This is a genomic window from Anaerotignum lactatifermentans, from assembly GCF_016902535.1.
Lineage (GTDB): Bacteria > Bacillota > Clostridia > Lachnospirales > Anaerotignaceae > Anaerotignum > Anaerotignum lactatifermentans_A.
The window spans coordinates 86,273-100,459 of sequence record NZ_JACSNY010000006.1 but is presented as its reverse complement, the minus strand read 5'-3'; the positions used below and the strand labels follow the sequence as shown (position 1 = coordinate 100,459).

Here is a 14,187-nt window from a genome sequence, read left to right as displayed (position 1 = left end):
ACAGATTTATGGAGAAAACAGCTTTATGGAGGGGCATAAGGCTGTTTTTCTTTTTGTGGGGAAAATCTTCCCGCCTTGCCAGAGGCGGCCTTTCCCGGTATAATGTGTCTTAGAGAAAGAATCCGCGAGAGAAGACAGAAGGGAGAGGCGGACATGGCGTTTTTGCCGGTAACGAAAGAGGAAATGCTGGAAAGAGGCTGGGAACAGCCGGATTTTGTATATATTTGCGGGGATGCCTATGTGGATCATCCCTCTTTTGGCGCGGCCATCATCTGCCGGGTGCTGGAAAGTCACGGGTTCAAGGTGTGCTTTCTGGCACAGCCCGACTGGCGGAGCACAGAGGATTTCTGCCGCTTCGGGGAGCCCAGACTGGCTTTTCTGGTCAGCGCCGGGAATATTGATTCTATGGTGAATCATTATACGGTGGCGAAAAAACGGCGGCAGAAGGACAATTATTCTCCCGGCGGCCAGATGGGACTGCGGCCGGATCGGGCTACCATTGTCTATTGCAACAAGCTGCGGGAGGTTTATAAAAAGACCCCCATCATCATTGGCGGCATTGAGGCCAGCCTGCGCCGGCTGAGCCATTATGACTACTGGGACAATAAGGTGCGCCGTTCTATCCTGCTGGACAGCGGGGCGGACCTTCTGCTCTACGGCATGGGTGAGCATCAGATTGTGGAAATGGCGGAGGCTCTGGACAGCGGTATTCCTGTTTCGGAGCTGACCTTCCTGCGGGGTTCCGTGTACAAAACGAAGGATATTTCCAGAGCCTACGATTATATTATGCTGCCGCCTTTTCGTGAGGTAAAAGCGGATAAAATGAAGTATGCTGACAGCTTTTTGATACAGTACCAGAATACGGATGCTGTCATCGGAAAAACGCTGATCGAGGAATATGATGAGTGGAATGTAGTGCAGACCCCGCCTTCTGCGCCGCTGCGGATGGCGGAGCTGGATCGAACCTATGCGCTGCCCTATGAACGGACCTACCATCCCATGTATGAGGAAAAGGGCGGAATTCCGGCCATTGAGGAAGTAAAATTCAGTCTGGTCAGCAACCGGGGATGCTTTGGCAACTGCAATTTCTGCGCCCTTGCCTTCCATCAAGGACGGGTCGTAACGGCGAGAAGCCATCGCTCTTTGGTAACGGAGGCGGAAAAGATTACCCATGATCCCAATTTTAAGGGGTATATCCATGACGTTGGCGGGCCGACGGCCAACTTCCGCCAGCCGGCCTGCAAAAAACAGCTGGAGCATGGGGCCTGCAGGGACAAGCAGTGTTTATGGCCCACCAAGTGCCAGAATCTGGAGGTGGATCATAAGGATTATGTGCAGCTGCTGCGGAAAATCCGGGAGATTCCACGGGTGAAAAAAGTATTTATCCGTTCCGGCATCCGGTACGACTATCTGATTTATGATAAAGACGAGACTTTTTTCCGGGAACTGTGCAAGTACCATATCAGCGGCCAGCTGAAGGTGGCGCCGGAGCATGTTTCCGAAAAGGTGCTGGCGAAAATGGGCAAGCCCGGCGGGGATGTGTACCGCCGGTTTGTAAAACGATACGAGGAAATCAATCGGCAGCTGGGCATGGACCAGTATCTGGTGCCCTATCTGATGAGCAGCCATCCGGGCAGTGACTTGCAGGCGGCCATTGAGCTGGCGGAATATCTGCGGGACATTCACCACATGCCGGAGCAGGTGCAGGACTTCTATCCCACACCGGGGACTCTTTCCACGGCCATGTATTATACCGGCATCGACCCCAGAACGAAGGAAAAGGTCTATGTGCCCAAAACACCCCATGAGAAGGCGATGCAGCGGGCGCTGATGCAGTACCGTCTGCCTCAGAATTATGATTTGGTGCGGGAGGCGCTGCGTCTGGCTCACAGAGAGGATCTCATCGGCTTTGACAGCCATTGTCTGATCCGTCCCAGACAAATGGGGCAGAAATCGGCGGGAAAAGCGGGCGGCGGGAAACGTCCTCAACCGGGAAGAAAGCCGGAAAAGCAGACGAAAGCCCCTGCGGGAAAGAAAAAGACCATCCGGAATGTGCATAAAAAGAAAAGCTGACAAAAAAGCCGGTGTTTTTCCTATCAGAAAGGCCGGCTTTCCGGCTGTCAGAGAGAAAAGAGGGCGGAATGTGAAAAAGATCTTGCTTGCGGCGCTGAATGCCAAATATATTCACTCTAATCTGGCACTGCGCTATTTATCTAAATTTCAGGACAATGAAAAACATCATCATATTGTGACTATGGAATTCACCATTAACCAGCGGGTGGATTTTATTGCGGAGGAGATTTTCCGGCAAAAGCCGGATGTGGTCCTGTTTTCCTGCTATATCTGGAATGTGGAGGAGCTGAAAGAGATTTGTCCTATCCTAAAGAAGATTCTGCCGGACTGCGTTATTGGCTTCGGCGGCCCGGAGGTCAGCTATGACAGCAAGGATTTCCTGCGGCAGAACCCTGCGGTGGATCTGGTGATGCGGGGAGAGGGCGAGCAGGTGTTTACGGAGCTTTTGGACTGGTTCGACGGCGGCGGGCCGAAAGACCTGGAGGAGATCCGGGGGCTGACCTTCCGGCAGGGAGAGCGCATCCTTTCCACACCGCCCCAGCCGCCGCTGGATCTGGCACTGCTGCCCTTTCCCTATGCGCCGGATCTTTCTGATATGGAAAACCAGATCATTTATTATGAAACTTCCCGGGGATGTCCCTATCAATGCGGCTACTGCCTCTCTTCCGTAGAGCAGGGGGTACGCTTTGTGCCATTGGAAAAGGCGCTGCCGGATTTGCAGAAATTTCTGGATGCGAAGGTGCGTCAGGTGAAATTCATTGACCGGACTTTTAACTGTAAGAAGAGCCATGCCATGGCCATCTGGAGTTATCTCCATGAACATGACAACGGCATCACCAATTTCCATTTTGAGATCACGGCGGATCTGCTGGATCAGGAGACCATCGACTTTTTGAAGCGGGTGCGCAGGGGACTCTTCCAGTTTGAGATCGGCGTACAGACCACCAATCCCAGAACCATGGAGGCCATCCGCCGGAATGTGGATTTTGAGGTGTTGTCGGAGCGGGTGCGGCAGATCAAGGCAGGGGAAAATATTCACCAGCATTTGGATTTGATTGCCGGGCTGCCCTTTGAGGATTACGCCTCCTTTGGACGCTCCTTCAATGATGTATACGCCCTGGCGCCGGAACAGCTGCAGCTGGGTTTTTTAAAACTGCTGAAAGGGTCCATGCTTCATCAGAAACGGGAGGAGTACGGCATTATCACCCATGATACGGCGCCCTATGAGGTGCTGGAAACGGACGCACTGCCTTTCGTGGATACTCTGCGTTTAAAGTATGTGGAGGAAATGGTGGAGACCTATTACAACAGCGGCCGGTTCCTTCATTCGCTGGAGTATCTGGTGCCCCTGTTTGAAAGTCCCTTCGCTTTTTACGAGGCTTTGGCGGAGAAATGGGTGGCAGAGAAGAAACATTATATTTCTCTTTCAAAATTTGCGCTCTGTGATTTTTTATGGGATTTTTCCATGAAAAAGGAAGAAACTGACGCAGAGGAGCTGCGGGAACGGATGCGTTTTGATTTTATGCTCCATGAACGGCCCAATCGTCTGCCGGATTGTCTGAAAACAGAGGCGGATTATCAATGGAGGGAAAAGATACTTTCTTTTTATGGATCAAAGGAAAAAATGGAAAAATATCTGCCTCATTACGCCGGCGGGAAAAAGCAGGCGGCAGGGCAGACGCATCTGGCTGTAATGAATGAAAAAACAGCGGTGCTTTTCGATTATGGAAGAAAGGATCTTCTGGGGAATGCGGCGGTGCAGATTCTGCCCATAGAAGTGCTGGAAGGATAAAGAAAAAGCAGGTACCAATCTGATACAGAAGAATGGTATCTGCTTTTTTTATGCCGCGGAAAAGAAACGGGCCAAAAGCGCGCGCAGAGGTCGGTAGAGGATCAGTGTCAGAACAAAATTTCCCGCGCAGTGGACCAGATCAAAGCCAAGTCCGGAGACCCAGTAGGAAAATGCCGCCGCCCATCCGCCTGCCGCCAGATAAGGCAGGGCGCAGAGAGCGCCGAAGGCCAGGCCGAAAAATCCGGATAGGATGGCCCAGAAAAGCGCGGAGTCGTTTTTTCGGAAGAAATAGACCAGGGCCGCCAGAATGCTCCATACATAGAGATAGCTGAACCACCAGATGCCAAAGCCGTAAAGAAAGCCCTCCAGAAAGACAAAGCAGTAAATGACCAGGAATACCTTTCGTCCCAGACAAAGGGTATAGAGCAGGATCAGCAGACTCACCAGCTCAATATTGGGCAGGAAAGACAGCAGAACCTGGCCCAGGAAAAGAAAGGCCGTCATCAGTCCCATCTGTGTCAGCCGCAGGATTGGTTTGCCGTTCATCAGTAGCCTTCTTTCAAAGTCAGTTCGTACTGGTCACCGTCAGAAACAGGGGCTTCATCGGCGGAAGTGGAGATCATTTCCCCTTCTTTTGTAATACACCACCACTGCTCCTTCGTTTCATCGGCGGTTTCCCCGTCTACAGTGGTGATGAAGGTGCCGTAAGGGCCTTCTGTGCCGCTGGCCAGCTGCTGTTCTTCCAGAACCTGCCCCAGGTATTGGGCATCTGTGGTGTAATCAAAGGTTTTTTCGCTGCCGTCTCCATGGATGACGATGACAGACAAGGCTTTTTGGCCCTCTGTGGTCTCTGGACGGCTCTGGGTATACAGGACCGCCGCCAGAATACACAGGATTACCAGAACAACGCCTGCCAGATAAGTTTTTTTCCGATTCATATGAAGCGCCTCCTTTGCATAAAACATATGGTATTATCTTAGGAAATGGTGAAATTTTTGTCAAGGTTTTTGACAGAAAATAGGTCAGGAATTGTGGAAAAAGGGCCGATCAGTTCCTCCTAAGCGTGGGACATAAAACGACCAGAAAACGGCGAGATTTCGGAAAAAAACGGCAAATTGGCGTCCCAAAATGAGAAATCAAAAAGATGCCGGAGAGAAAAATAATTTTTTATGAGAAATGCTAAAGGCAGTCGATTTTTGGAGGGTGGTTTATTAAAATAAGATGAAAATGAGCTGAATGGAGGAATGAAGTTGTGGAAGATTACCAATGAAAATTGGGAAATTCAGGGGAAGATTTGCATAGTGTCCATGTATAGAGGACAAATGTCCTGATTTTTACAAATTGTGTCCTTGCCAAGCAAACTTTTTTCGAAATTCTATTGACTTTGTAGAATTTTATCATATATAATTGTGTTGCTAAAAGATTAAGAATTTCCAAAGAAATCTTAAGATGTATGCAGACAATGAAATGGGAGGGTTTGTATGTTACAAGCATTTGACATTATCGGCCCCGTAATGATTGGTCCATCCAGTTCCCACACAGCTGGCGCGGTTCGCATCGGCAAGTATGCCCGCTCCATTCTGGGCAAGGAGCCTGTAAAGGCGCATATCCGTTTCAGCGGTTCCTTTGCCAAGACCTATAAGGGTCACGGAACAGACAAGGCTGTGATTGCAGGAATTCTGGGGATGGATACAGACGACGCACGAATCCGTATCAGCATGGATATCGCGAAGGAAAAAGGGCTGGACTTCACATTCGAAGAGGCTGATATTGACGGCGCACACCCCAATACCGCGGAGATCACTTTGACAGACGCGCAAGGGAATACAGCTCTGGTACAGGGCGCATCCATCGGCGGCGGCAATATCATCATCAATAAAATCAACGGTACTGAGGTAGAGATCAATGGGAAATCCGATACACTGGTGATTCCTCATCGTGATGTACCCGGTATGATCGCGGTGGTTACCAATGTCCTGGCGGACAAAGGCGTAAACATCCATGGCTTCTCTCTTTGCAGAGACCATAAGGGCGGCACAGCCGTTATGACCATTGAGATCGACGGTGATATCAACGATTCCGTACAGGATGCCATTCTGGAAAATGAACACATTTTCTCCTGTACGATTCTGAAAGCAATTTAATAGAAGGAGAGAGGTGAGAAAGATGTTTAAATATGATTCCATAGCAGATCTGGTAGCTGCGGCAAAGCAGTCCAATGAGCCTCTTTCCAAGATCGTTCTGCGGGAGCAGGCGGAAGCGGCGGAAACAACAGAAGACGCCCTTTACGCTGCCATGGCAAAATCTCTGGCGGTTATGCGTGAATCCGTTCAGGAGGGCCTGGACCCCGACAAACGTTCTGCAAGCGGCTTGACAGGCGGCGACGCTTTTAAAATGATGCGCGCGGTGGAAGAAAACAGAAACATCTGCGGCAAGATCTTTGGTACAGCCATGACAAAAGCGCTGGCGGTATCTCAGACAAACGCCTGCATGGGTAAGATCGTAGCGGCTCCTACGGCCGGCTCCTGCGGTATCCTGCCTTCTGCGCTTCTGACTATCGCGGAAAGCAGAAATATCAGCGACCACGATCTGGTAATGGCTCTGTTTACAGCATCCGCTGTGGGTATGGTTATTGCCAATAACGCAAGCATTGCCGGCGCTCAGGGCGGATGTCAGGCAGAATGCGGCGCGGCAAGCGCTATGGCGGCAGCCGCACTGGTTGAGGTTTGCGGCGGTACACCGGATATGTGTGAACATGCCTGTGCCATCGCACTGAAAAACATTCTGGGTCTGGTATGCGATCCCGTTGCGGGATTGGTAGAGATCCCCTGCATCAAGAGAAACGCGGCAGGCGTTGCAAACGCCTTCGTGGCTGCGGAACTGGCTCTGGCCGGTATCGAAAGCGCGATCCCCGCGGATGAGGTTATCATCGCCATGAAGAAAATCGGCGACGCTATGTCCTCTACACTGAAGGAGACGGCAGAGGGCGGTCTGGCGGTAACTCCTACAGGCAAAAAGCTTTGTGAAAAAGTATTTGGATGCTGCCAGTAAAACTGGAGGCAAGCAATACTTTCCAATAATTTATTTTAATTTTCGTACAACCCCGAAACAAAAACTTCATACGGAAATAATTATTTTATAGGAGAATCATAATCATGACAAACATTCTTAGTAAATGGAATAGCATTAGCTTAGTAAAACGTATTATTTGCGGTTTGATCATCGGTGCGATCCTGGGTGTTGCAGTTCCCCAGGCAACAGGTATCAGCATTCTGGGTACTCTGTTTGTAAACGCTCTGAAAGCAGTCGCTCCCATCCTGGTATTCTTCCTGGTTATCGCTGCTCTGGCTTGCGGTAACGAAGACGGCGGCAAAACCATGGGGCGTGTTGTTGTTCTGTATCTGGTAGGTACATTCCTGGCTGCAGTAGTAGCGGTTATCGCTTGCCACTTCATCCATGTAACACTGCCTCTGGACGGCGCTGCAGCAGCAGAAGGCTATGAAGCTGCCGGCGGTATCGGCGAAGTATTCACAAACCTGCTGATGAACGTTGTAGCGAACCCCTTCGGTTCCATCATTAACGCAAACTACATTGGTATTCTGGCATGGGCTGTTGTATTTGGTCTGGCTCTGAAAGTAGCTGGCGAAACAACAAAGAAAGCTCTGAGCGATTTCTCTGACGCTGTTTCTCAGGCAGTTAGATGGGTAATCAGCTTTGCTCCTTTCGGTATCCTGGGTCTGGTATTTTCCACAGTATCCACAAACGGTCTGGGTATCTTCACAGAATACGGTAAACTGCTGGGTATCCTGGTTGGCTGTATGGCATTCGTAGCTCTGATCCTGAACCCCATCATCGTGTTCACACAGATCAGACAGAACCCTTACAGACTGGTATTCAAATGCCTGAAGGATTCCTTTATCACAGCATTCTTCACAAGAAGCTCCGCTGCGAACATCCCTGTTAACATGGCACTGTGCAAATCCCTGGGTCTGGATGAAGACAACTACTCCATCTCCATCCCTCTGGGCGCTACAATCAACATGGCTGGTGCTGCCATCACAATTACAGTTATGACTCTGGCTTGCGTAAACACAGTAGGTATCGAAGTACCTCTGGCTATGAAGGTCTTCCTGAGCTTCGTAGCAGCGATCTCCGCATGCGGTGCTTCCGGTGTTGCTGGTGGTTCCCTGCTGCTGATCCCTCTGGCTTGCTCCCTGTTCGGTATTTCCAACGACGTGGCAATGCAGGTTGTAGGTATCGGTTTCATCATCGGCGTTGTTCAGGACTCCTGCGAGACAGGTCTGAACTCCTCCACAGACGCGCTGTTTACAGCAGCTGCTGAATTCCATGATTGGAAAAAAGAAGGCAAACCCATTACTTGGTAATCAACAAATTCAATGTAACATAGAGGTTGTACGAAAAGTCCTGCCGGCTCAGCCGGCAGGGCTTATTTTTTTTTGTATTCTACGCCCCTCGCCTTGTATTTTCCCTGGAAATTCATTATAATGAAATAGACTTTTTTGAGGAGGTGCGAATATGCTGTTGGTACTTGCGAAAAATATTCTTCGGGACGGCTGCCGGGAGGAATTTCTGGCTGTGGCGAAGCTTCTGGTGGAAGGCACACGAAAGGAAGCGGGCTGTCTGGCCTATGATCTGGCGGCGGATCAGGAAAATGAAAATGTCTATTATTTCGTAGAGAAATACGTGGACGCGGCGGCATTTGCGGCTCATCGCGCCAGCGAGCATTTTCAGGCCTATGTGCCCCGGCTGAACGATTATCGTACCGGGCCTTCTCAGGTAACGGTCTGCGAAGTGGAACCATTTTAACAGGTAAAAGAAAAAGGAGCGAGCTTATGAAGCCGGCAATGTTATACAGACAGAGATATATCCCCTTTGAGACCATTCCCCTGAAGGACGACGAGATTTTGTTTGCGGATGATAAGATTATCATAACCAGATGGAAGGTGTTTCGTCCAAAGGCAAAATTCAGTAATGGTGTTTCCTGCTATTTCCTTTCGGAAGGATATAAGGTAAGCAAGTTCCTGAATGATGCGGGAGAACTGGTTTATTACTACTGCGATATCATTGAGACGACCTACCGTCAGGAAGAAAACGCCTACGTGTTTACGGATCTACTGGCGGATGTCATTGTATACCCCGATGGATTTGTGGAGGTAGTGGATCTGGCGGAGCTGGCGGATGCCCTGGAGGAGGGAATGATTACCGCGGATGTGGTCAAAAGTTCCCTGCGGCGGGTAGAAAAACTGCTCCAGATCATTTATGGCGGCAACTTCTCCGAGCTGACCAAATATCTGGAACCAGAGGTTACGCCATGAGAGAGGAGAATCTCCATAAGGGCCATAGAGAACGGATGCGCCAGCGGTATCTGACCGAGGGCGGCGAGGGATTTGCCGACCATGAGCTGTTGGAGATGCTGCTGTATGGGGCGGTGCCCCGGGGAGACACCAACGCGCTGGCTCATAAAATGATCGCTGAATTTGGCAGTCTGACTGCTTTGCTGGAAGCAGACCCGGTGGAGATCGCCCGGCGTTGCGGCGTGAAGGAGAGTACGGCAGTCCTCATCAGCCTGCAAAAGGAGCTGATGCGGCGGCGAAATCAGGAGAAATGGAAGGAACATCCCGCTCTGGATTCTGTACGAAAAGCCGGCGCCTATGCGCTGGACCTGATGGGAGATTATCATTATGAGCGGTTTTACGTGGCTTGTCTGGACAGCAGAAAACGTTTGATCCGTACCTGTTTCATTTCGGAGGGAACGGTAGATGAGTCTGTGGTCCATCCCAGGGTGGTGGTAGAGACCGTATTGAAATATCAGGCGTCCTCTGTGATTTTGATGCATAACCATCCGGGCGGAACCATGAAGCCGTCCTTTTCCGATTTGGAGCTGACCACAAAGCTGTGCCGTATCCTGCGGGAAATCGGCATTGAGGTGGCGGATCATATCATTGTTTCGGAAAACGCTTATTTCAGCTTTTTGGAGCATAACTATCTGAAAGAGACCTAAAGGGGGGTTTTGTTGATGAAAAAATTATATCGTTCTACAACGGACGTAAAAATCTGTGGTGTCTGTGCCGGGATCGCGGAGTATTTCGGCATCGACGCAACGCTGGTTCGTCTGATCTGGGTACTGGGTTCCCTGTTTACCGCTATTTTTATCGGTCTGGTGGCTTATTTGGCCTGCGTATTCATTATCCCGACAGATGACGGCTATGTGGACGCGGAATACAGAGAAAAGAAATGATCCGGGAAAGAAAGAGAGGAATGTAACGTGGAAGAAAGAAAGAGAATATTCAGCGGAATGCAGCCTTCCGGTCTCATTACGCTGGGAAACTATCTGGGTGCTTTGAAAAACTGGACCAATCTCCAGGATGATTATGACTGCCTGTACTGTATCGTAGACGAGCATGCCATTACGGTACGTCAGGACCCCGCAAAGCTGCGCAAGCAGGCGAGAGATCTGCTGACCCAGTATCTGGCGGTGGGTATTGATCCCAAGAAAAATATCATTTATTATCAGTCTCATGTTTCTCAGCACGCGGAGCTGGCTTGGATTCTGAATTGCTTTACCTATATGGGAGAGCTGAACAGAATGACCCAGTTCAAGGATAAGGCGGCAAAACATGCCGATAATATCAATGCGGGTCTGTTTACTTACCCCGTACTGATGGCGGCGGATATCCTGCTGTACCAGACAGATCTGGTGCCCGTTGGCGAGGACCAGAGACAGCATCTGGAAATCACCAGAGACATCGCTGTTCGTTTCAACAGCATTTACGGCGATACCTTTAAGGTGCCGGAGGCTTATATTGGCAAAGTAGGCGCAAGAATTATGGCTTTGCAGGACCCTACAAAGAAAATGTCCAAGTCTGACGAAAACAAAAATAATACCATTGCGTTGATGGATGAGCCCGCTGTTATTATGAATAAAGTGAAACGGGCAGTGACGGACTCCGATAACGAAGTACGCTTCGATGAAAGCAAGCCCGGCATTTCCAATCTGCTGGGAATCTACTGTGCATGCACAGGAAAGACCATTGCGGAGGCGGAAAAAGAATTTGACGGCGTTGGCTACGGTGTATTTAAAACAGCAGTCGGTGAGGCAGTTGTGGCAAATCTGGAGCCAATCCAGCAGAAAGTTAAGGATCTGGAGAAAAATAAGGATTATCTGGACGAAATCATCAAAGACGGCGCCCAGAGAGCAGGCCGTCTGGCGGAAAGAACATTGACAAAGGTACAGAAGAGAGTGGGATTCCCGCCTAAGATCCGCTAAGATTTTATTGAAAAGAAATATGATAAAGCGTGAAATGAACCGTACAAATGTGGCAATTCACGCTTTTTCTTTTGGAAAATCACAGGAAAACAGGGAAAAACATTCGATAGAAATATCATGAAATGTGTAATGAATGGGTTTGATTTTTTATGGGGAATGATTTATACTTGTTAACATAGGCGATTCTATGGGGGGAGGGCGTTCCATGCACCAGAAAACGCAGGCGACCAGAGAAAGTCTGGCGGAAAGTCTGAAAAAGCTCATGGCGGAGCATAGCTTCGAGCGGATTACCATAAAAGATATTACGGATGGGGCGGGATTTATCCGGCCTACTTTTTACAATCATTTCAAGGATAAGTATGATCTGGTGGAGTGGATTTTTCAGGAGGAAGTGATCCTGCCCACGAAACAGCTGTTCCAGATGGGAATGTTCCGGGAAGGCATCCGGCTGATGCTGGTGACCATGGAGAAGGAAAAGGACTTTTATCTGCGGGCGGCAAAGATTAAAGGCCAGAATTCCTTCCGCCGGATTGTTTTCGAGTCTATCAGCGGACTGATTTTTGAGATTCTCAGCCGCAGAGCCGCACAGGGAAAGCAGGAGCAGACAACGGACTCCAGGCTGTTTTCGCCGGAGATTCTGGCGGAGTATTACGCCAACGCCGAGACCTTTTTGCTGCTCAAATGGATAGAGCATGGTATGCGCGCTTCCGCGGAGGAGATGGAAAAAGTACATTCTCTGCTGATTTCTTTTTCCTTCGAGGATGTAATCCGGGAGATTTCCCAGTGACAAAAAACACCATATGTGCTAATTAGAACGACAAATGCCTCTGTTTGTTTGAAAAGCCCGACAAAGAGGAAAGACTGCATCTTAACGGATACAGTCTTTTTTTTATAATGAAAATCAGAAAGAACAACAAAGGAAAAGAGGTGGCGAAATGGGTACGGGAGAGATCCTGCTGGTTTCTCTTGGACTGGTACTGCATCTGTTTGAAATGACGGTAAAGGCCGGAGCCACACAGGCGGCCATGCGGCGCAGAAAAATCCTGTTTTTTGGCTGTATCTTTGCTTTAGTGGAGCTGGCACTGGTGGCGGCTGGATTTGTGGTCATGTGGTTTCTGGAGAGAGTGCTTCCCCTGGAAATCCAGCGGGGGCTGCCTATGGCGGGCAGCTTTATCCTGTTGTTTCTGCTGGGGGTCTATGAATTTTCTCAGTTTCGCCGAAAGGATGATTTTGAGGAATCCAGAGGAGAAGGTCTTCAGGCGAAAAAATGCGTGGCCGACGGCATTCGGATGGGTCTGCTGGCATTTGTGGTAGGTCTGGGCGGATATTATATTTATCCTGGTAAGGCGGTGAGTGTGGCAGGCATCTGGCTGGCGCTGTGTCTGACGGCATTTGCGGGACTGGGATATGGATATTGGTATGGTTGGAAGGGCAGAGGCCTCAGTGCTGTCTGCGGCTGTGTTTTTATGGCGGCGGCGCTGGGAGTGGCGTTTGCAGGATAGGAGGAAGAAGAAATGGCATTATCGGTAAAGGAAAAACTGGAACGTGCAGCGATTGGAAAGGCCGTAGACGGCGTGCTGCATTATGTGAATCAGGATAGAGAGAAAAATCTGTTGAAGCTGGTGGACCTGGTGGAATCTCTGGCAGGCGGAATGTTCCGGAAGGAAAGCTTTGACGGGGCCAGAGCATTGATTCAGGAGCCTGACGGAAAATGGATGGGGTATGTGAATAAGCTGCTGGATGAACTGCATCCCAATGTAATCCGGACCACGGCTTTGAATCTGGGCTATCAGGCAGCCTACCGGGGGACCAAGACCACCCGGCAGAAAAGAGAAGAGTTACAGTGTAATGTGCCCTGGCTGATTCTGATGGACCCGACCAGTGCCTGCAATCTGAAATGCACTGGCTGCTGGGCGGCGGAATACGGCCATCAGCTGAGCCTGTCCTATGAGCTGCTGAGCGATATTGTAAAGCAAGGGAAGGAGCTGGGGATTTATTTCTATATGTTCACGGGCGGCGAGCCGCTGGTGCGGAAAAAAGATCTGATCCGCCTATGCAGAGAACATTCGGAATGTTATTTCAACGCCTTTACCAATGGTACGCTGGTAGATGAGGAATTTTGTCGGGAAATGCAGGAGGTAGGAAATCTTTCCCTGAATTTGAGTCTGGAGGGCTTTGAGGAGGTCAATGACGGCAGAAGAGGCAAGGGAACCTATGAGAAGGTACTGCGCGCCATGGATCTGCTGAAAGAATATGGTCTGCTTTTCGGTACTTCCATCTGCTATACCAGAGCCAATATCGAGACAGTAACCAGTGACGAATTTCTGGATCTGCTCATTGACCATGGCTGCCGGTACAGCTGGTATTTCCATTATATGCCCGTAGGCAATGACGCGGCAGTGGAACTGATTCCCACAGTGGAACAGCGCAAATATATCTTCCATCGCCTCAGAGAGGTGCGGGCGAAAGAAGGAGGCAAGCCTATCTTTGTTATGGACTTCCAGAACGACGGCGAGTATGTTGGCGGATGTATCGCCGGCGGCAGAAACTATTTCCATATTAACGCCAACGGGGATGTGGAGCCCTGTGTCTTTATCCATTATTCCAACGTGAATATCAAGGACTGTACTTTGGTGGAAGCTTTGAAGAGCCCTATTTTCATGGCTTACCGGGATCATCAGCCTTTTAACGGCAATCATCTGCGGCCTTGCCCTATGCTGGAAAATCCGGAATTTTTGCAGCAGATGGTACGAGAGACAGGGGCAAAATCTACGGATTTGCAGTCTCCGGAATCGGCGGAGCATCTGTGCGGGAAGTGCGCCGCTTACGCCCAGGCGTGGAAGCCGGAATCGGAGAAGCTGTGGGAGAGTACGCCACATAAGACACCCCTGTATTCCAATTACAAAAAGAAATAAGCTTTGCAGAAAATGGGATTTTTCCGAAGGGAAAAGTCCTGTTTTTTCTTCTGTAGCTATGTTTGCCATAGAGCGGCAAAAAAAGGGGAAAGGATAGAAATTCCCTGCCCCGCATCATG

The 14,187-nt window shown here is 49.8% G+C and carries 15 protein-coding genes; 13 read left to right on the top strand and 2 right to left on the bottom strand.

Features of this window, described 5'->3' with window-relative positions:
* Positions 1–153 precede the first annotated feature (153 nt).
* Together H9X84_RS06475 and H9X84_RS06470 are read left to right on the top strand one after the other, a co-directional pair.
* On the top strand, positions 154–2,073 hold the full coding sequence (locus H9X84_RS06475; RefSeq protein ID WP_205133494.1) for a YgiQ family radical SAM protein: 1,920 nt from the start codon (positions 154–156) through the stop codon (positions 2,071–2,073).
* Positions 2,074–2,143: 70 nt separating this feature from the next.
* Complete coding sequence (locus H9X84_RS06470; protein ID WP_330612288.1) at positions 2,144–3,865, top strand: B12-binding domain-containing radical SAM protein; 1,722 nt, start codon at positions 2,144–2,146, stop codon at positions 3,863–3,865.
* Positions 3,866–3,913: 48 nt separating this feature from the next.
* Here the strand turns inward: H9X84_RS06470 and H9X84_RS06465 are convergent, their stop codons facing one another.
* Complete coding sequence (locus H9X84_RS06465; RefSeq protein ID WP_205133492.1) at positions 3,914–4,411, bottom strand: hypothetical protein; 498 nt, start codon at positions 4,409–4,411, stop codon at positions 3,914–3,916.
* Positions 4,411–4,803 carry a DUF4430 domain-containing protein gene (locus H9X84_RS06460; protein WP_205133491.1) on the bottom strand — a complete coding sequence of 131 codons (393 nt, stop codon included), beginning with the start codon at positions 4,801–4,803 and terminating at the stop codon, positions 4,411–4,413. The genes H9X84_RS06465 and H9X84_RS06460 overlap by 1 nt, the downstream gene beginning before the upstream one ends.
* Positions 4,804–5,346: 543 nt before the next feature.
* On the opposite strand from H9X84_RS06460, the gene sdaAB reads away from it, so the two are divergent.
* From sdaAB to H9X84_RS06405, 11 genes are all read left to right on the top strand, one after another.
* Entirely contained in the window at positions 5,347–6,009 is a 663-nt protein-coding gene (sdaAB, locus tag H9X84_RS06455) for an L-serine ammonia-lyase, iron-sulfur-dependent subunit beta (RefSeq protein ID WP_205133490.1), read from the top strand.
* Positions 6,010–6,022: 13 nt separating this feature from the next.
* A complete protein-coding gene (sdaAA, locus tag H9X84_RS06450) occupies positions 6,023–6,916 on the top strand; it encodes an L-serine ammonia-lyase, iron-sulfur-dependent, subunit alpha (RefSeq protein WP_205133489.1) in 894 nt (297 codons plus the stop codon).
* A 104-nt stretch (positions 6,917–7,020) separates the two neighbouring features.
* A complete protein-coding gene (sstT, locus tag H9X84_RS06445) occupies positions 7,021–8,250 on the top strand; it encodes a serine/threonine transporter SstT (RefSeq protein ID WP_205133488.1) in 1,230 nt (409 codons plus the stop codon).
* Positions 8,251–8,401: 151 nt separating this feature from the next.
* Positions 8,402–8,692: a putative quinol monooxygenase gene (locus H9X84_RS06440; protein ID WP_205133487.1), complete on the top strand. Its 291-nt coding sequence runs from the start codon at positions 8,402–8,404 to the stop codon at positions 8,690–8,692.
* 26 nt (positions 8,693–8,718) lie between these two features.
* Entirely contained in the window at positions 8,719–9,201 is a 483-nt protein-coding gene (locus H9X84_RS06435) for a DUF402 domain-containing protein (protein ID WP_205133486.1), read from the top strand.
* The gene (gene radC / locus H9X84_RS06430) at positions 9,198–9,887 is read left to right on the top strand and encodes a RadC family protein (RefSeq protein WP_205133485.1); all 690 of its coding nucleotides are present in this window, start codon (positions 9,198–9,200) and stop codon (positions 9,885–9,887) included. Before H9X84_RS06435 ends, radC begins: the two co-directional genes overlap by 4 nt.
* 15 nt (positions 9,888–9,902) lie before the next feature.
* Positions 9,903–10,124, top strand: coding sequence for a PspC domain-containing protein (locus tag H9X84_RS06425; RefSeq protein ID WP_330612286.1), 222 nt, complete (start codon positions 9,903–9,905; stop codon positions 10,122–10,124).
* A 27-nt stretch (positions 10,125–10,151) separates the two neighbouring features.
* Positions 10,152–11,153 carry a tryptophan--tRNA ligase gene (trpS, locus tag H9X84_RS06420; RefSeq protein WP_330612285.1) on the top strand — a complete coding sequence of 334 codons (1,002 nt, stop codon included), beginning with the start codon at positions 10,152–10,154 and terminating at the stop codon, positions 11,151–11,153.
* 205 nt (positions 11,154–11,358) lie between these two features.
* Positions 11,359–11,940, top strand: coding sequence for a TetR/AcrR family transcriptional regulator C-terminal domain-containing protein (locus H9X84_RS06415; protein ID WP_205133483.1), 582 nt, complete (start codon positions 11,359–11,361; stop codon positions 11,938–11,940).
* A gap of 148 nt (positions 11,941–12,088) precedes the next feature.
* Positions 12,089–12,655 carry a hypothetical protein gene (locus tag H9X84_RS06410; RefSeq protein ID WP_205133482.1) on the top strand — a complete coding sequence of 189 codons (567 nt, stop codon included), beginning with the start codon at positions 12,089–12,091 and terminating at the stop codon, positions 12,653–12,655.
* 12 nt (positions 12,656–12,667) lie between these two features.
* Entirely contained in the window at positions 12,668–14,068 is a 1,401-nt protein-coding gene (locus H9X84_RS06405; protein WP_205133481.1) for a radical SAM protein, read from the top strand.
* Positions 14,069–14,187: the final 119 nt, after the last annotated feature.